Annotated in this window: 12 protein-coding genes; 2 read left to right on the top strand and 10 right to left on the bottom strand. The window is 61.5% G+C overall.

The features are described from left to right. Window positions 1-11: 11 nt before the first annotated feature. The 10 genes from FHR87_RS05530 to glnE all read right to left on the bottom strand — a co-directional run bounded on the left by FHR87_RS05530 (window position 12) and on the right by glnE (window position 13,616). Window positions 12-1,277, bottom strand: coding sequence for a capsule biosynthesis protein (locus tag FHR87_RS05530; protein ID WP_221189745.1), 1,266 nt, complete (start codon window positions 1,275-1,277; stop codon window positions 12-14). A gap of 30 nt (window positions 1,278-1,307) precedes the next feature. Beyond that, window positions 1,308-3,062, bottom strand: coding sequence for a carbamoyltransferase C-terminal domain-containing protein (locus FHR87_RS05525; RefSeq protein ID WP_183165726.1), 1,755 nt, complete (start codon window positions 3,060-3,062; stop codon window positions 1,308-1,310). A 161-nt stretch (window positions 3,063-3,223) separates the two neighbouring features. Next, a complete protein-coding gene (locus FHR87_RS05520; RefSeq protein WP_183165725.1) occupies window positions 3,224-4,666 on the bottom strand; it encodes a lipopolysaccharide kinase InaA family protein in 1,443 nt (480 codons plus the stop codon). A gap of 33 nt (window positions 4,667-4,699) precedes the next feature. Further along, window positions 4,700-5,434 carry a lipopolysaccharide kinase InaA family protein gene (locus tag FHR87_RS05515; protein ID WP_183165915.1) on the bottom strand — a complete coding sequence of 245 codons (735 nt, stop codon included), beginning with the start codon at window positions 5,432-5,434 and terminating at the stop codon, window positions 4,700-4,702. Continuing rightward, entirely contained in the window at window positions 5,431-6,237 is an 807-nt protein-coding gene (rfaP, locus tag FHR87_RS05510) for a lipopolysaccharide core heptose(I) kinase RfaP (RefSeq protein ID WP_183165724.1), read from the bottom strand. The genes FHR87_RS05515 and rfaP overlap by 4 nt, the downstream gene beginning before the upstream one ends. Before the next feature lie 130 nt (window positions 6,238-6,367). Continuing rightward, window positions 6,368-7,489 carry a glycosyltransferase family 4 protein gene (locus tag FHR87_RS05505; RefSeq protein WP_183165723.1) on the bottom strand — a complete coding sequence of 374 codons (1,122 nt, stop codon included), beginning with the start codon at window positions 7,487-7,489 and terminating at the stop codon, window positions 6,368-6,370. Window positions 7,490-7,595: 106 nt separating this feature from the next. Continuing rightward, complete coding sequence (gene waaC, locus FHR87_RS05500) at window positions 7,596-8,597, bottom strand: lipopolysaccharide heptosyltransferase I (RefSeq protein ID WP_183165722.1); 1,002 nt, start codon at window positions 8,595-8,597, stop codon at window positions 7,596-7,598. Continuing rightward, entirely contained in the window at window positions 8,598-9,632 is a 1,035-nt protein-coding gene (gene waaF, locus FHR87_RS05495; protein WP_183165721.1) for a lipopolysaccharide heptosyltransferase II, read from the bottom strand. Between the two features lie 80 nt (window positions 9,633-9,712). After that, a complete protein-coding gene (gene ilvE, locus FHR87_RS05490) occupies window positions 9,713-10,636 on the bottom strand; it encodes a branched-chain-amino-acid transaminase (protein ID WP_183165720.1) in 924 nt (307 codons plus the stop codon). A gap of 49 nt (window positions 10,637-10,685) precedes the next feature. Next, on the bottom strand, window positions 10,686-13,616 hold the full coding sequence (gene glnE / locus FHR87_RS05485; RefSeq protein WP_183165719.1) for a bifunctional [glutamate--ammonia ligase]-adenylyl-L-tyrosine phosphorylase/[glutamate--ammonia-ligase] adenylyltransferase: 2,931 nt from the start codon (window positions 13,614-13,616) through the stop codon (window positions 10,686-10,688). A 252-nt stretch (window positions 13,617-13,868) separates the two neighbouring features. Between glnE and aceE the strand changes: the two genes are divergently transcribed. Both aceE and aceF read left to right on the top strand, forming a co-directional pair. Next, entirely contained in the window at window positions 13,869-16,520 is a 2,652-nt protein-coding gene (gene aceE, locus FHR87_RS05480) for a pyruvate dehydrogenase (acetyl-transferring), homodimeric type (protein ID WP_183165718.1), read from the top strand. An 11-nt stretch (window positions 16,521-16,531) separates the two neighbouring features. Then, a complete protein-coding gene (gene aceF, locus FHR87_RS05475; RefSeq protein ID WP_183165717.1) occupies window positions 16,532-18,523 on the top strand; it encodes a dihydrolipoyllysine-residue acetyltransferase in 1,992 nt (663 codons plus the stop codon). Window positions 18,524-18,688: the final 165 nt, after the last annotated feature.

Here is an 18,688-nt window from a genome sequence, read left to right as displayed (position 1 = left end):
GCCGCTCATTTTCACCCAATGCCAACGGCTTGAAGCGTGACGCCGGTACAACTGCGGCCAGCCAGAAGCTGCTCCAGCAGTGCGACCGTTTGCCCAAGCCCATTGGCACCGCTGGCAAGGTGATATTCGGAAAACGCCGCCGCTCGCTCCAGACTGGCCGGATAATCGCGCTGGATCGCTTCGATACGCTGGCGCAGCAGCGCCACATCCTGAATGCATTCGCCAAAGAACCGACTCTGGTTGAAAATATCCGGCTCGCCGCTGGCATTTACATGAATCACCGGGCGACGGGCAAGGGCCGCCTCTATGACAGCGTTGGACATGATATTGATCACCATGGATGAATTTTTTATTGCCTCGGCAAGACTGTAGCCAGGCGGCAGTACCTGCAGATTGCCGAGCGCCGCTGCCGCCTGTTGCCAGAACGTGCCGCGGCTGCGCGGATGCAACTTGACCAGGACCCGATAGTCCGGGTTCTGTTCAGCCCATTCGCCGAGTAGCGCATAGGTCCGACAATAGCCCACCTCCTTTTCCTTGTCCGGCCCCACGCCGAGAATCAGCAGCGTCCGCAATTGCGGATCAGCCGGCGGCAAGTCGAAGTTCTGGTCGATCAGATACGAGCCGCTCAGCACCACGGTCGAGGTGCCAAAACGAAGTTTTCGCTCAGCCAAAGCCTCCAGCGAGCTCTGGCCGAAAAGAAAATAATAGTCGTAGTCGTTCATGCCGAGCCGCCTGGAGCTCTCTACCGTGGTGGCATGGGCCAGATGTACCAGAAGGCATTGGCGCCGATTGAGTGCCAGACGCAAAAAGGGCGAGTAGAAACTGCCGTTGCGATCATTCAGCAGAATCTTCGGCGCGTAGCGCTCGACCAGCCACTGGGCATGGGCAGCCTGGAGGAAATAGCGGGTCGGCACCGGCTGCGGCGGACGCCTGAGCAAGCGTTCGGCCAGAATCGTATCCGGCTTCTGCAACGCCGTATCTTCCACCCGATGGCCACGCTCACGCAGCGCTGCAAGTAACGCCTGCTTGCGCTGCAGACGCACGACCTTGGGCGACATCTGCAACAGTAGAAAATCGCAGGATTGCGCATCGACCGCGCGGGCCAGCCGGAGCCTGGCATACATGCCGAAGTACCAGTCGACCAGCGCATCCCGGGCAAACCGCAAAGCACTGCCGACGAGCCCATGGCGTGCACGCAGGATGCGCCAGCGATAGCGATCCAGCCCATGCGCCCTGGCGGCCCAGGCAGCGGCCGTCTCCTGACGCAAGGCCGACATCACTTGCCTGCTACGCAGCAGGGACGAAGATCAAGTTGACTCATACCAGTCACTTCCCTCTTTCACCACCAGGATATCTTCCATGATCAGGTAGCGCAGATCCGAGCCAAAGAACATATCCAGGGCATCGGTCGGCGAGCAAATCATGGGTTCGCCGCGCCGGTTGAGCGAGGTATTCAGGGAAACCCCGTTGCCGGTAAGGTTTTCCAGCTCCGCCATCAGGTCGTACCAGCGTGGATTGTGCCGGCGCTCGAGCACCTGGGCGCGGGAGGTACCGTCCTCGTGGACGACTTCCGGTACCCGGCTTTTCCATGCTTCATGCACCTCGAAGGTGAAAGTCATGTAGGGCGAGGGATGATCGACCTTGAGCATCTGCGGCGCGACGGTATCGAGCATCGACGGGCAGAACGGCCGCCAGCGTTCGCGGAACTTGATCTGCTCGTTGATACGGTCGGCCACGCCGGGCACGCTGGGACAACCGATGATCGAACGACCGCCGAGCGCGCGCGGACCAAATTCCATACGCCCCTGGAACCAGGCCACCGGATTGCCGTCGACCATGATCCGGGCGATACGCTGGACGACATCGTCGATCTGCCGCCAGGCCGGCTGGTGTGGGTGCCGGGCGCAGGCCGCGATGACGTCTTCGTTGGTGTAGGACGGGCCGAGGTAGACATGCTCCAGCTTCTCCACCGGCACACCGCGCTGGTGCGAAACGTAGGCGGCGGCACCAACGGCCGTGCCGGCATCGCCGGAAGCCGGCTGGACGAACAATTCCTTGACCTCGGGCCGGGCAATGATCTTCTGATTGAGCTTGACGTTCAGCGCACAACCACCGGAAAAGGCGATCTTGCCGGTCTCGCGAATGATATCGCCTAGGTAGTGATACATCATTTCCAGCGCCAGTTTCTCGAACAGCGCCTGCATGCTGGCCGCGTAATGCACGTAGGGCTCGTCGGCGATATCACCCTCGCGCTTGGGGCCGAGCCATTCGATCAGCCTGGGCGAGAAGTAGTAACCCTTGCCCTTTTCCTTGTAACGCCGCAAACCGATGACATTGGCATATTCGGTATTGATGACCAGCTCGCCGTTCTCGAAGCTGGCCAGGCGCGAAAAATCGTAGCGCTCCGCGTCGCCATAGGGTGCCATGCCCATGACCTTGAACTCGCCATCCAGCATTTCAAAACCAAGGTATTCGGTAAGCGCACCGTACAGCCCGCCCAGCGAGTCAGGGTCGTAGAACTCCTTGATCTTGTGGATCTGCCCGTTTTCGCCCCAGCCAAAGAACGTGGTGGCATATTCGCCCTTGCCGTCGATACCGAGAATCGCGGTCTTTTCCTTGAAGCCTGAGCAGTGATAAGCGCTGGCAGCATGTGCCAAGTGGTGCTCGACCGGCTCGATAGTCACTTTTTTCAAGTCAAAACCAAGCTGTTGCAGGCACCATTCGATACGTTTGCGATAACGATGGTAGCGCCGATTGCCCATGAGCAACGCGTCCAGCGCACGATCCGGGGCATACCAGTAGCGCCTGGCGTAGTGCCAGCGGTCCTTGCGCAGCAGGCTGATCGGTGCGAAGGGAATGGCCACCACATCGACATCGGCAGGCTTGATGCCGGCTCGTTCCAGACAGAATTTGGCGGACTCGTAAGGCATGCGGTTCTTGGCATGCTTGTCACGCACGAAGCGCTCTTCTTCGGCAGCGGCGACAAGCTTGCCGTCAATGTACAGGGCTGCGGAGGGGTCATGGCTCAAGGCGCCGGAAAGGCCGAGGACGATCAGTGACACGGGGTTGCCTCTTCGTGGAGCTGGAAGCTCGAAGCTTGAAGGCTTGAAGCTGCAGCGGTCTGTTCGTGGGGGCCTGCCTGGTTGATTCGATCAGTCAATTTCGTTCGGCACCCGAGGCTCCGATACTGCGTTGCCGCCAGGCAGGCTCTTGTCTTGCCGCGTCATGCGGTTCTGGGTAAGCGTTCATCCAGCAGACGGTGCAAGACACTATCGGCCGGCCAATTGCGCAGAAATCGCGCCCGATCCCGCCGGTAAGCGTTGGCAAAACTGCGGTGCAAGGTGTGCCGACGCATGGCATCAAGATCGATCAGCGACCAACGCCCGTCTGCCGTATCGCCATCCCACAGCAGGTTGTGTCCCTTGAGATCGCCATGGCTGATCCGCTCGCGGATCAACGCGGCGAACAGGCGATCCAGGGCGACCAACAGATACTCCGGCGGCGAGCTATCCAGGTACGGCGCAAAAAGCGCGAGTATATCTTGCCCGGCCAGGTAATCGGTAACCAGAAAGGCTTCCTTGCGCAGGCCGTACCAGCGCCGCTCGAGCAGCGCCAGCGGCCTTGGCGTGGCAATGCCGAGAAGGTCGAGCCGGTGCGCCTCGCGCCAGCTGTGCCAGGCGCGGCTGGGCCGCCAGAAGCGCTTGAGCCAGTGCGCGAAGCTCTTGATGTTGTAGCGTTTGACGATCAGCGGTCGGCCATCCAGCACGACCCGGGCCACCGTGGCGGCGCCGCCGGTCTTGTAAATATGCCCGGCGGCAACGAACTTATCCGGCGCCTGCAGCAGTGGCTCGATAGCAGGCAAGGCTTCGCGCAGCACCGCTCGCAAGCCCATCGGTCCGCGCCGCACACTGAACAGACTGCACTCGCGGCCGACTTTCTTCAGATAGTCGCGCAAACGACGACGACGCACCTTGGTGGTTTCTTCGAGCAAGGCATCCAGCGCCAGCACCTGTTCGCAGCTTTCATGCAAGTAATGCTGGGCGAGCAATTCCTCGATGAAGGGTTCGACAGCAGCCGGCAGTTGAGCAAAGAAAACCCCAAGGTTTTCCTCGACCCGCTCACACGACAACGGCTTGCCGAGCGTTTCGGCACGGACACCGCCGCCATCGATCAAGTACAGCTTGCCGGCCAGGCGCATCAGGTTATCCAGGTGCAGATCCTCCTGCCACAGGCCTCGTGCATGCAACCGGGCAATCGCCTGCAAGGCATCACCGATGATGCTTCGCTGTGCCGCGCTCAGGATCGGTTGCGCTTGCACCTGGTGCCAGGCATCGCCCAGCCCCTGTGCGCCGGCCAGATAATCGAACAGCAGCCAGGCGGCACCTTCCTCCGGCTCATAGCCTTCGGCCAGCAGTTCCGGGGTCGGCAGATGTTGTCCAAGCAACAACTGCGCGCCTTCGTATTCGCGCCGATAATGTCTTTCGGCCTGGGCCCCGACCAGCAGCTTGGCCAGTACCGCTCGCCCTTGCCATTCGGCCGCAGCCACATAGCGGCGCCCCGGCAATACGCGCAGCCACTGGCGCAGCAGCAAGGTTCCCGCGCCCACATCGATGCTCAGCGGCAACTCTGGCGAGCGTCCCGCATGCCGCAGCTCAGAAAGCCGCATGTTCGAACTCCGGCGGAACGTTGCTCACTCTGTTCATTCCCGCCCCTCGAAATAGTCCAGAACCTGCCTGATTTTTTTTCTGTCGGCAGGTTGCGTCCGTGTCCGGCGCTGATAGTGCAGATAGAAACGCAGCCGCTGGGTTCGGCTCAGTCGATATTTGGCTACCTTGTCCAGGCAGGCCAGGTCCTTGATGATGCGTCGACGCAGAAATGGCCCGAACCAGAAAGCGCCGGTCGGGCAATCGATCATGAACAGCTCGGCGGCTGGATTCACCAGCAGGTTGCGCCATTTCAGATCGTTATGGGCAAAGCGATGCTCGTGCATGATCCGCGTCGCCCGGGCCAGTTGACGGCTGATGCACTCGACCCAGGCCGGATCGGCCAGGCGCGGATCGGCGCGCTTGGCCATCGTCCCCATGTCCGTGGAATTCTCGATCTCGCGCGTGATCATCGCGCCGCGCCGGAACGCGCCACCGGCGTACTCCATCCCCCAGGCCACCAACGGCGCAGTAGCTATGCCCCACTGCTGGAAACGCTGGAGATTCTGCCATTCGGCCTTGACCCTGGGGCGGCCGATATAGCGCCGCAGGCCCTTGCCCGCCGCCCAGTAGCGCTTGACGTAGTAGCGGATACCGTCGCGCTCCAGGCGAATCACCTCCGACAAGGGGCTGCTGGTCAGCCTTTCGCCTTGCAGGGTGAAGACCCGCTCCAGGTTACCGAAATCCGCCTCTAGCGCGGCATAAGCGGGATCGAGCGTCCAGCTCATCAGAGTGCATCCCCATAACGCAGCTTGCGGGCGTACAGCTTGTCCGCCTTGCGCTCCAGCCAGTCCAGCAAATGTGCCTCCTCATCCAGGACCCGGCGTAGCGGGCGCTGAAAATAATTTTTGAGAAATCTCAGCCTGTCGCGCCGGGTCAGGCCGATATCCAGCGCGGAAAAATACAGGGCTGCCAGATCCTTGTCGCGCCAGCGCCGGGGCGTTGCGGCGCGGGTCTGGGCACGATGCAGGTCGATCAGTGACAGACGTACACTCTTTGCGGTCACGGGATGATCGAGATGCAAGAGGAAATGGCAGATATAGCAGTCCCGATGATTGACGCCGGCCCGATGCATCGTGCCAGTCATGTGTGCCACTTCAGCGATCAGCGCACGCTTGAGACCCGGCGGCGGCGGCGCTTGTTTCCAGTTGAGACTGAAATCTTCCAAGCTGACGGTCGGCGCCAGCTCTTCGGTGATGAGGAAGGAATGCTGCGTTGCCGGATTACCGCCACGCTCACCGAAAGCCACGGCAGTCATGGTCGGCACTCCGGCCTCGTGCAGACGCTGGATGGCTCGCCACTCCTGGCCAGCCCCCAATACCGGCAACTTGGCAGTAAGCAGGTTCTTGACGATTTCGCCCCAGCCGATGCCGCGGTGGATCTTGACAAAATAACCACGTCCGGCGACTTCGACGCGCAGGGTGCGGCGGGCCTCCAGCTCGCGGAAGACCTGACCTTGCAGGCGTTCGACCTCGGCGAAGGGGTCCTGATCGGCCCAGAGGGTTTTGAAGGGGTCGGCGAGGAACAGCTTCATGGTTCGTTGTTCCTGAGATTGAACAGACGACTGCGTGGAACCGATACGCTTGCCTCGTTTGAAACGACAGGTTTCGTCCACCACCGGGAAAGCGCATCGGCCCACCACCCGGACCAATCCAAAAAAGAACTCACCCCCAATCCCCCACAATCACATCCGCCGCTCGCTCCGGCATCGAATACAGGTCTGCCGTCTCCGCATAGGCCAACCCATTCTGCCCCCAGACCGCACGAACCGTAGCGTCCTCCAGCATCTCCGCCAGCGCGGCATCCAGCCGCTCCTGAGCGAAAGGGCTCGGCAACACCCGCCCACAATTGGCTTCCTTTATATAACGGGCATAACCGCAGACATCGGTGACCAGCACCGGCAGTCCGGCGACCAGGGCTTCCAGCAGTACGGTGCCAGTGTTCTCGTTGTAGGCCGGATGAACCAGCAGATCCGCCCCCAGCAAAAAGCGCGGGATATCGTCGCGGCCCTTGAGGATCTGCACCTGCTCGCCCAGCCCCAGTGCCTTGATTTGCATCAGGAAAGGCTTGGGATCGTCCTGGCCGATGGCGATCAGGCGCGTGCGTATCTTCAAGCCCTGCGGCAATGCGGCAAGTGCCTTCAGGCTGCGATCGAGCCCTTTGGTCTTGAAACCCGAACCGATTTGTACCAGTAGCAGATCATCAGTACCCAGGCCGAATTCGGCCCGGAATCCCTCGCGGATTGCAGCGGCATCCGGTGGTGCACGACGGTCGAGGGCGATACCAGGCGGGAGCAGATGAAAGCGCTCGGCCGGGGTGCCGTAGTGCTTGGCGAACAAGGGCTGCTGCACTTCTGAAATCATCAGGATGCGCGTCTTGGCAGATGGTGCAAACACCGCACGCTCATACTCGGCGAAATGCCTGTAGCGGCCCAGCCGTCGATACAGCGGGTTGCGCAAGGTCTGCGCCTTGTCCTCGAAACAGGGATCGGCGGCGTAATAGACATCCAGGCCGGGCATCTTGTTGAAACCAACCACCCGATCCAGCGGGCGCTGCTGCAGATCGTGCTCGACCCAGGCGGTGAAGCGCTTGTAGCGGGTATGGTTGAACAGGGCCTTGACCGGCACGATCAGCACCTCGAAACCTGCCGGGATCTCGCCCTGCCAGCTCATGGTATAGACGCGAATGGAATGGCCACGTTGCTGGCATTGCAGGGCAATCCGCATGAAATCGCGTTGCAGGCCACCGAAAGGAAAATATTTATAGAGGATAAAAGCCAGACGCATCAGCTCTCCTGCCGATCAGGCTGCCATGTTCGATAGCCAGAACCGCAGCCCATGCAGAGGTCGATCATTACCTTGCCTGGACAGGCTGCGGGAAGCCGTGCGCGCATCAGGCAAGTTCCAGCGCTTGCAAAAGGGTGCCGAGCTCGTGAAAGACGTGCTCGGGCAGCAGATCCGCGAAGCACGGCTTGTCGCGGTCGCCCTTGCCGGCATCCGGACCGGTGGCGCGGAGATGGACTTGCGAGTGCCCGTAGGTACCCACTTTTTCCGGCAGCGTCGGGCCGTAGAGTGAAACGGTCGGCACATCCAACGCGGCGGCAAGATGCCCGAGGCCGGTATCCACCGCCACACAAGCCTGCGCGCCGGCGATGATCCTGGCGATGCCGGCCAGATTCAGCCGCGGCAGTACCGACACGCCGGCCAGTCCCCTGGCGATACGTTCGGCACGCGCTTTCTCGGCAGCATTGCCCCAGGGCAAGCGAACTTTCCTGCCGCTTGCAACGAGCCGTTCCGCCAACTCGCGCCAATACGGTTCCGGCCAGTGCTTACTGGCCCAGGTGGTACCGTGCAGGAACAGCAGATAAGGCTGTCGTTCGTGGACAGCCAGTTGCTCGCGATCCAGCCCGTAGTCGCCCATTGCGCCGGGAAGCGGATAGCCGAGCGCCTGGGCGAACAGTCCGCGCGTCCGCTCGATGGCATGCAAGCCCGGCGCGACCGAATAGGTGCGATCGTAGAACCGACTGGCCAGCGGCTCGCGGGCCGAGGTGCGGGAAAATCCAGCCACGGGAGCCTTGACGTAGCGGGTCAGCCAGGCGCTTTTCAACAGTCCCTGGGCATCGATCACCAGATCGTAGTTACCTTCGCGAAGCGCCGTCTTGCAGCGCGCCCACTCGCCGGAAAGCCACGTTTGCACTGGCTGTTTGCGCCAACGGCGGATCGCCACCGGAATGACTCGCGCTATCGCAGGATGCCAGGCGGGAATTTCGGCGAACCCCTCCTCCACCACCCAGTCGAAGCGAATGTCCGGCAGAGCCTGTGTCGCATCGGTCAAGGCCGGCAGGGTATGGATCACATCACCCATGGAGGATGTCTTGATCAGCAGGACGCGCACTCAGCGAACCTCGAGTGGTTGTGGCAGCAGGCGCTCCAGCGCCGCGGCCACGGCCTCGGGCTGCAGTTCCTGCAAGCAGTTGTAATGCCCGAAGCGACAGGTGCGCTCGAAGCAGGGGCTGCACTCCAGGCCCAAGCGGACGATTTCCACCTGCTCGGCCAGGGGTGGTGTGAAGCCTGGCGAAGTGGAGCCGTATACCGCCACCAGGGGGCGCTGCAAGGCAGCAGCGACATGCATTAGCCCGGAGTCATTGGATACCACTGCGTCGGCACAGGAAAGTAGATCAATGGCTTCGGCCAGACTGGTTTCGCCAGCCAGGTTGCAGGATTGCACGCGCCGTTCGGGGCTCAGCAAGCCACGGATCTCTTCACCGACCGGATGGTCGTTCTTCGAACCGAACAGCCAGACCTGCCAACCTTCGGCCAGCTTGCCTTCGGCAACCCTGGCGTAGTGGCGGGCCGGCCAGCGCTTGGCCTCGCCAAATTCCGCCCCGGGACAGAGCGCCAGCACCGGACGGTCCAGCTTCAGGGTGAAACGGGCCAGCGCCGCCTTGCGGCTGGCCGGGCTGACCTGCAGGTGCGGGCGAGGATAAGGCTTGGGCAAGTCGGTATCAGGCGCGAAAGCCAGCGCCATGAAGCGCTCGATCATCAACGGGTACTTCGTCTTGTCCAGAATCCGCAGATCGTTGAGCAGGCCGTAGCGCATCTCGCCACGCCAACCGGTGCGCCGGGGAATGCCAGCCAGGAAGGGCACCAGCGCTGACTTCAGCGAGTTGGGCAGGAGGATCGCCTGGTCATAGCGGCCTTTGAGACTTCGGGCGATAGTGTGCCGCAAGGTCAGATCCAGCACGCCGTGCCCGAGCGGGAAGTCGATGGCCGCGCGCACCTCGGGCATACGCTCGAGAATCGGTCGGCTCCAGGCTGGCGCCAGTACATCGATGGCGCAATCCGGATAACGCTGCCTGAGGCAGGTGAACAGGGTCTGCGCCATCACCATGTCGCCGACCCAGCTGGGACCAATGATCAGAATATTCATAAGGCTGCAGGTTGCAGGTTGCCGGGCTGCAAGGGAAAACGGCACGAACCGCCTGTCGCTTGCAGCCTGAGGCCTGCCGCCTATTTCACCAAGGTCCGCCACTCCGGATGCGCTTCGGTCCTGCCGCTGACCAGGTCGAAGTAGGCTTTTTGCAATTTCTCGGTCACCGGGCCACGGCGGCCTGCACCGATCGCACGACCGTCGACTTCACGGATGGGGGTAACTTCAGCCGCCGTGCCGGTAAAGAAGGCTTCGTCAGCGATATAGACCTCATCGCGGGTGATGCGCTTCTCGACCACCTTGATGCCCAGCTCGGCAGCGAGGGTCAGCACGCTGTTGCGTGTAATGCCGTTGAGGCATGCGGTGACTTCCGGGGTGTAGATCACTCCACTCTTGATGATGAAGATGTTCTCGCCGGAGCCTTCGGCGACATAGCCTTCCGGATCGAGCATCAGCGCTTCGTCGGCACCGCCGGAAATCGCTTCCTGCAGGGCCAGCATGGAGTTGATGTAGGCACCGTTGGACTTGGCGCGGGTCATGCTGATGTTGACATGATGGCGGGTGAAGGAACTGGTGCGTACCTTGATGCCCTGCTCCAGCGCTTCGTCGCCCATGTAGGCGCCCCAATGCCAGGCGGCGACGATCACATGTACCTTCAGGCCAGTGGCGCGCAGGCCCATGCCTTCGGACCCGTAGAACACCATCGGGCGGATATAGGCGCTGGCCAGGTCGTTCTCGCGTACGGCGGTACGAGTCGCCTCGTTGATCTCGTCCTTGGTGAACGGGATCTTCATATTCATGATGTGCGCCGAATCGAACAGGCGGTCGGTGTGCGCCTGCAGACGGAAGATCGCTGTGCCGGCCGGAGTCTCATAGGCACGCACACCTTCGAACACGCCCATGCCGTAATGCAGGGTGTGGGTCAATACATGGGTGGTCGCATCGCGCCACTGCACCAGTTCACCGTCATACCAGATGACGCCATCGCGGTCGGCCATCGACATCTTGCCAGCTCCTCAGAACTTCATTTATGCCAGGTTAACGCCTGGGGTTTCAAAAAAGCCCCAGTTCGCGCCAGATGCGCATGACCGCCTGGCGCTCGTCATGGAATCGGTCACCACTCACCACTCCAGACTGCTTCTGCAGTGACAGCCGATGGGCAGCAATGCGGTAGGCCTTGTAAGCCTCTTGCAGCAGCCGAACCTCGGTGCCAGACAACAGCCCAGTCTGCGCCAGGCCGTCGAGGATGCGGATATTGTCGGTATGGCGTAGCAGCTCGGGATAACGGTGCGACCACGCCAGGACGGCATATTGCACCATAAATTCGATATCCACGATACCACCGGCATCATGCTTGAGATCGAAGCGCTCCTGCGCCGAGAACGCCTTGCCGGCAGTACCTGCGGCAGTGCTTCTGGTGCCCAGGTTCGCGCGCATCCGGGCCCGCATTTCACTCACGTCGACACGCAACGTCTGTAGATCGCGCGCGCGCCCGAGCACGGCACCGCGAACGCGTAGGAACTCCCGCGCCAGGCGCGGGCAACCGGACAATGGCCGAGCCCGCACCAGTGCTTGATGCTCCCAGGTCCAGGCATCCCGGGATTGATAATGTTCATAGGCGGTCATCGAACTGACCAACAACCCTGCCGCACCGGATGGACGCAGGCGCATATCCACCTCGTAGAGCCTGCCGGACGCCGTTTGCGTGCTCAGCAGATGGATCATGCGCTGCCCCAGACGAATGAAGAATTGCGCACTGTCGATCAGTTTGATGCCATCGGTTTCCGACCCCGGTTCGCCATTGTGGATGAACACCAGATCCAGGTCTGACTCATGACCAAGCTCAATACCACCGACCTTGCCGTAACCAAGCACCAGAAAGCCCGGATCGCATGGACTGCCATCGCTGCAGCGGGGCTGCCCGTAGCGTGCCACCAGTTGTCGCCAGGCCAGCGCCAGGACCTGCTCGAGAATCGCCTCGGCCAGCCAGGTCAGGTAATCGCTGACCTTCATCAGCGGCAAGGTACCGACGATTTCCGAGACGGCCACACGCAGACGATGCGCCTGTTTGAAGCGCCGCAGGGTTTCCATCTGCTGCTCCAGGTCGTCCTCGGGCAGGCGCAGCAAGAGTCCGTTCAACTCATAGGCCAGCTCTGCCGCTGCCGGCGGGTTATACAGACGCTTGGCATCCAGCAACTCATCGAGCAGCACGGGAAAACGCGTGATTTGCTCGGCAATCCAGGCACTGGCGCCACATAAACTCAGCAACCGGCGCAGGGCTGCACGATTTTCCAGGAGCAGCACGATATAGCGCGAACGCCTGGCAATCCCCTCGACCAACGGCAACACGCGCACCAGCACCTGATCGGGCTCGCTCTGCTCGGCAATCGCCAGCAACATGCAGGGCATGAAGATATCCAGCCGCTCGCGACCCAGTACCTGCATGCCGCGTACCTGGGCGCTGTCGCGCAACGTACACAGACGCTGCCAGGCACTTTCGGCATCCCTGAAACCGGCCTGCTGCAGGCGCGGCAATACGGCGGTCTCGGTCCAGTTTTCACACCAGAGCGCCCGCCATTCGGCAACGCCTGGTTCACTCCAGCCTACGGCAGGCTTGGTAATCAAGCGTTGGAAATGCTTGTCGATACGTTCACGCCAGAACGCCAGTTGCTCGCAGAACGCCGTCCAGTCAGCACAGCCCAGCATGCAGGCGACCCTGGCGCGATCCGCTTCGCCATGCGGCAACGTATGGGTCTGTCGATCGGCAATCGCCTGCAACGCATGTTCGACGTAGCGCAGGAAGCGATAACCGTCGGCGAGCTCGGCGACCACGGAGCGCCGCAGGTAACCATGCTGCCGCAGCGTTGTCAGTACATCGAGCAACGCCCGCTGCTGCAGAGCCGGGTCATAGCCGCCGTGAATCAACTGGAACACCTGGGCAATGAATTCCACTTCGCGAATACCGCCGCCACCCAGCTTGATATTCTCGGCCAACCCCTTGCGCTGGACCTCGAACTGGATCAGCCGCTTCATCTCGCGCAGCGATTCGATGGCAGAAAAATCTAGGTAGCGGCGATAGACAAAAGGCTGGAGCATCTGCAGCAAGGCATCGCTGGCCTGCTGGTCGCCACTGACCACCCGCGCCTTGATCAGCGCGTAGCGTTCCCAGTCACGCCCGTGCTCCCGGTAATATTCGTCCAACGCCGCAAAACTGAACGCCAGCGCGCCCGAAGCGCCGTATGGCCGCAACCGCATGTCCACGCGGAACACGAAACCATCGATAGTCACCGCATCCAGCACCTTGATCAGGCGCTGTCCCAGGCGAATGAAAAAAGTCTGGTTATCCAGCGTGCGGCTCGCCCCCACCGTCTCCCCGCGCTGTGGAAAAGCGAAGATCAGATCGACATCCGAGGAAAGATTCAGCTCGAAGGCACCCAGCTTGCCCATGCCGAGAATCACCATGCGCTGGGGCTGACCGTCCTGCCCAAGCGGCGTGCCGTATAACGTGCACAGGCGCGGATACAACCACTGGCAAGCCTGATCGATGCAACTGTCAGCCAGCGCGGAAAGATCCCGGCAGGTTTCGATCAGATCGGCCTGGCGATTCAGATCGCGCCAGACAATCCGCACCTGATGGAGATTGCGGAAATCGCGCAGGATACGCATCAACTCCGCCTCGTCATCGCAGCCCTGGAGCCTCGCCTGCAAATCCGCAGCGATTTCGCCAGGTGCAAGCGAGCGCTCCAGAATCTTGCGCTCGAGCAGTTCCGCCAGAATCCAGGGGCATCGATCAAGCTGGACAACAACGAAGTCACTACACGCGCAAACCCGCGCCAACGCTTGCTGCCGCGCCTGCGGCCACGTCGCGGGCAACAGTGCTTCGCAGTCCGGCGAAGCGTCCCGGGCACGAGACAAAATTTCCGTGCCGCGCCGCGCCAAAGGCAGCAGCAAGTCAGGCAGAACGGGCAGTTGCGGCAGATTCATGGACACCCCTCGAAATCCCTCCAGCCCCTGACTGGAGTGCATTACAACGACGCGGACATGGCCAGGGGAAATCGCCGCGAGTGTAGCCGAGCCACGAAAATTTGCCTGGAGGGGCTGAAAGCAAGATGGTTTTGTAGTAAAACTACAGAGCTGGCCACCCGCCGGCCCTATCAAGAACATGAGCGCCCGACCCACAAAGTCGGAACGAATCAGGCAACCGATTCCGGAAGCCTTAATGCCCTGGAGCAAGCCATGCAAGACCTCGATCCCGTCGAAACACAGGAATGGCTGGACGCCCTCGAGTCCGTTCTCGGTAATGAAGGAGAAGAACGGGCCCACTATTTATTGACCCGGATAAGCGAACTGGCAACTCGTAGCGGCACGCCATTGCCCTACGCGATCACTACGCCCTACCGCAATACCATCCCGGTTACCCATGAAGCCCGCATGCCCGGCGACCTGTTCATGGAGCGGCGTATCCGCTCGCTGGTTCGCTGGAACGCGCTGGCCATGGTCATGCGGACCAACCTCAAGGATTCGAGCCTGGGCGGACACATCTCCAGCTTCGCTTCCAGTGCCACACTGTACGACATCGGTTTCAACTACTTCTTCCAGGCACCAACGGAAGAACATGGCGGCGACCTGATCTTCTTCCAGGGCCACGCAGCTCCTGGCGTCTACGCCCGTGCCTTCCTCGAAGGCCGCATCGACGAAGACCAGATGACCAACTTCCGCCGGGAAGTGGACGGCCAGGGTCTTTCCTCCTATCCGCACCCCTGGCTGATGCCGGATTTCTGGCAATTCCCCACCGTCTCCATGGGTCTCGGCCCGATCCAGGCCATCTACCAGGCCCGCTTCATGAAGTATCTGGAGCACCGTGGCTATATCCCGGCCGGCAAGCAGAAGGTCTGGTGCTTCATGGGCGACGGCGAGAGCGACGAGCCGGAATCCCTGGGTGCCATCGCCCTGGCCGGACGCGAGAACCTGGACAACCTGATCTTCGTGGTCAACTGCAACCTGCAGCGTCTGGACGGCCCGGTACGCGGCAACGGCAAGATCATCCAGGAACTCGAAGGCGTGTTCCGCGGCGCCGACTGGAATGTCGTCAAGGTCGTCTGGGGCCGCATGTGGGACCCCTTGTTCGCCAAGGACAATGACGGTCTGCTGCAAGCCCGCATGGACGAAGTGGTCGACGGCGACTACCAGAACTACAAGGCCAAGGACGGTGCTTTCGTTCGCGAGCACTTCTTCGGCGCCCGTCCCGAGTTGCAGGAACTGGTCAAGGATCTGTCCGACGACGAGATCTGGAAGCTCAACCGTGGTGGCCACGATCCGTTCAAGGTCTATGCGGCCTACCACAAGGCGATCCACGACAACGGCGGCCAGCCGACCGTGATCCTGGCCAAGACCATCAAGGGCTACGGCACTGGCGCTGGCGAGGCACAGAACATCGCCCACAACGTCAAGAAAGTGGATATCGACAGCCTGAAGAAATTCCGCGACCGCTTCGATATCCCGATCAAGGACGAGGACCTGGAAAGCCTGCCGTTCTATCGTCCGGACGCAGATAGCGCAGAGATGAAATACCTGCTGGAGCGCCGCAAGTCGCTCGGCGGCTTCGTACCGCAGCGGCGGGCCAAGAGCATCAGCATCCCGACTCCACCGCTGGAGACCCTCAAGGCCATTCTCGACGGTTCCGGCGACCGTGAAATCTCCACCACTATGGCCTTTGTCCGGGTGCTGTCGCAGCTGGTCAAGGACAAGGAGCTCGGCCCTCGCATCGTACCGATCGTCCCTGACGAAGCGCGTACCTTCGGTATGGAAGGCATGTTCCGCCAGTTGGGTATCTACTCCGCTGCCGGCCAGCTGTACGAGCCGGTCGACAAAGATCAGGTGATGTTCTACCGCGAGGACAAGAAAGGCCAGATCCTCGAAGAAGGCATCAACGAAGCCGGCGCCATGTCCAGCTGGATCGCTGCTGCTACCTCCTACAGCACGCACAACCAGCCGATGCTGCCGTTCTACGTGTTCTACTCGATGTTCGGCTTCCAGCGGATCGGCGACCTGGCCTGGGCCTCTGGCGACAGCCGTGCCCGCGGCTTCCTGATCGGCGGCACCGCCGGCCGGACCTCGCTCAACGGTGAAGGACTGCAGCACGAAGATGGCCACAGCCACATTCTGGCCTCGACCATCCCTAACTGTCGTACCTACGATCCGACCTATGGCTACGAGCTGGCCGTGATCATCCGCGATGGCATTCGCCAGATGACCGAAGAGCAGAAGGATATCTTCTACTACATTACCGTGATGAACGAAGCCTACACCCAGCCGGCCATGCCGGAAGGTGTCGAGGAAGGCATCATCAAGGGCATGTACCTGCTCGAAGACGACAAGCGCGACGCTGCTCATCACGTACAACTGCTGGGTTGCGGCACCATCCTGCGTGAAGTTCGCGAAGCAGCGAAGATCCTGCGCGAGGACTACGGTATCGCTGCCCATGTCTGGAGCGTACCGAGCTTCAACGAACTGCGCCGCGATGGTCTGGCCGTCGAGCGCTGGAACCGCCTGCATCCATCCGAGAAGCCAAAGCAGACCTATGTCGAGCAATGCCTCTCCGGTCGTCAGGGCCCGGTCGTCGCCTCTACCGACTACATGAAGCTGCTCGCCGAGCAGATTCGCCAGTGGGTTCCGAGCCGCGAGTACAAAGTCCTCGGCACCGACGGCTTCGGCCGCAGCGACAGCCGCGACCAGTTGCGCCACTTCTTCGAGGTGGATCGCAAATGGGTCGTGCTCGCCGCTCTGGAAGCACTGGTTGACCGTGGTGATCTGGAAGCCAAGGTTCTGGGCGAGGCGATCACCCGCTTCGGCATCGACCCTGACAAGACCAACCCCCTGGACTGCTGAGGAGACGCACCATGAGTGAAGTGATACGCGTACCCGATATCGGCAGCGGCGAAGGCCAGGTCATCGAGCTGTTCGTCAAGGTCGGCGACAGCATCGAAGCCGATCAGAGTCTGCTGACCCTCGAGTCGGACAAGGCCAGCATGGAAATTCCCGCGCCCAAGGCCGGCGTGGTGAAGAGCCTGAAAGTAAAGATCGGTGATCGCCTGAAAGAAGGTGACGAGATCCTGGAGCTGGAAGTCGCAGGCGCAGCCAAGGAGTCCGCTCCGGCAGCCAAGCCTGAGTCCACACAGGAACCTGAAGCCAAACCGGCCCCGGCTGCGGAAAAACCCGCACAGGGCGCTGGCAAGTCAGTCAGCCAGGAAGTCCATGTCCCCGACATTGGTTCCGACGGCAAGGTCAAGGTCATCGAGCTGTACGTCAAGGCCGGCGACAAGATCGAAGCCGACCAGAGCCTGCTGACCCTCGAGTCGGACAAGGCCAGCATGGAAATCCCCTCGCCCGCCGCCGGTGTGGTGGAGAGTGTGGCCATCAAGCTGAACGACGAGGTCGGCACTGGCGATCTGATTCTGGTCCTCAAGACCGAAGGCGCTGCGTCTGCAGCCGAGCCCAAGGCCGAGAAGGCTGCAGCGCCCTCTGCAGCACCCGTCGAGGAAGAGGACGAAGCCGATGACGTCGGCGAGGAAAAAAGCCTGGAAGTCCATGTCCCGGATATCGGCTCCGACGGCAAGGTCAAGGTCATCGAGCTGTACGTCAAGGCCGGCGATAGCATCGAAGCCGACCAGAGCCTGCTGACCCTCGAGTCGGACAAGGCCAGCATGGAAATCCCTTCGCCCGCCGCCGGTGTGGTGGAGAGTGTGGCCATCAAGCTGAACGACGAGGTCGGTACTGGCGACCTGATCCTGGTGCTCAAGACCAAGGGCTCTGCGCCCAAGTCCGGGAAGAAGGCAGCCAAGCCGGCGACAGACGAGAGAGGCCCGCAGACGCCGGCCGAACCGGCTGTTGCAGCGACTCCGGCCGAAGCCGACCGCCGTCCTGCCCCGACCGCCAAGAGCGAGAACCCGACCCCGGCCGGCGCACCAAGCCGTAGCGGCGCCAAAGTGCATGCCGGTCCGGCTGTGCGCATGCTGGCTCGCGAACTGGGTGTCGATCTGGGTACTGTCTCAGCTACCGGACCGAAAGGGCGCATCCTCAAGGAAGACGTGCAGAACTACGTCAAGAGCGTACTGCAACAAGGTAAGGTGCAGGGTGCCGGTGCCAGTGGCGGTGCGGGAATTCCGCCAGTACCGGCAGTGGACTTCAGCAAGTTCGGTGAAATCGAAGAAGTCCCGATGACCCGTCTGATGCAGGTTGGCGCCACCAACCTGCATCGCAGCTGGCTGAACGTGCCACACGTGACTCAATTCGAGTCGGCCGACATCACCGAGATGGAAGCTTTCCGTGTGTCGCAGAAAGGAGCGGCGGAAAAGGCTGGCGTCAAGCTGACCGTGCTGCCAATCCTGCTCAAGGCTTGCGCCCATCTGCTGAAAGAGCTGCCGGAGTTCAACAGCTCCCTGGCTCCTAGCGGTACAGCAGTGATCCGCAAGAAGTACGTGCACATCGGCTTTGCCGTGGATACGCCGGATGGCCTGCTGGTTCCGGTACTGCGCAACGTCGACCAGAAGAGCCTGCTGCAACTGGCAGCTGAAGCCGCCGAGCTGGCGGAAAAAGCGCGCAGCAAGAAACTGTCGCCCGATGCCATGCAAGGTGCCTGCTTCACCATCTCCAGTCTCGGCCATATTGGCGGTACCGGCTTCACGCCGATCGTCAATGCACCGGAAGTGGCGATCCTGGGGGTCTCCAAGGCCACCACGCAGCCAGTCTGGGATGGCAAGGCTTTCCAGCCGCGCCTGATGCTGCCGTTGTCGCTTTCCTACGATCACCGCGTAATCAACGGAGCCGTAGCAGCACGCTTCACCAAGCGGCTTTCCGACCTGCTGGCCGATATCCGGACGCTGCTTCTCTGACGCAGCGATCAAGGTAGAAAAGCTGGAAAAAACAAGAACCCCGCCTATGGCGGGGTTTTTGTCTCTTACTCCGTGAAAATGTGGCACAGACGATATAAACCACCGGATACAGCCACACACAAAGGTGGTACAAAGTAAGCGCTGGATATCCGCCGCATGGACAGG

The sequence above is a fragment of the Azomonas macrocytogenes genome, assembly GCF_014191985.1.
Lineage (GTDB): Bacteria > Pseudomonadota > Gammaproteobacteria > Pseudomonadales > Pseudomonadaceae > Azomonas > Azomonas macrocytogenes.
Note: the sequence above shows the minus strand (reverse complement) of the source record. Positions and strands in the feature narration are given on the sequence as shown.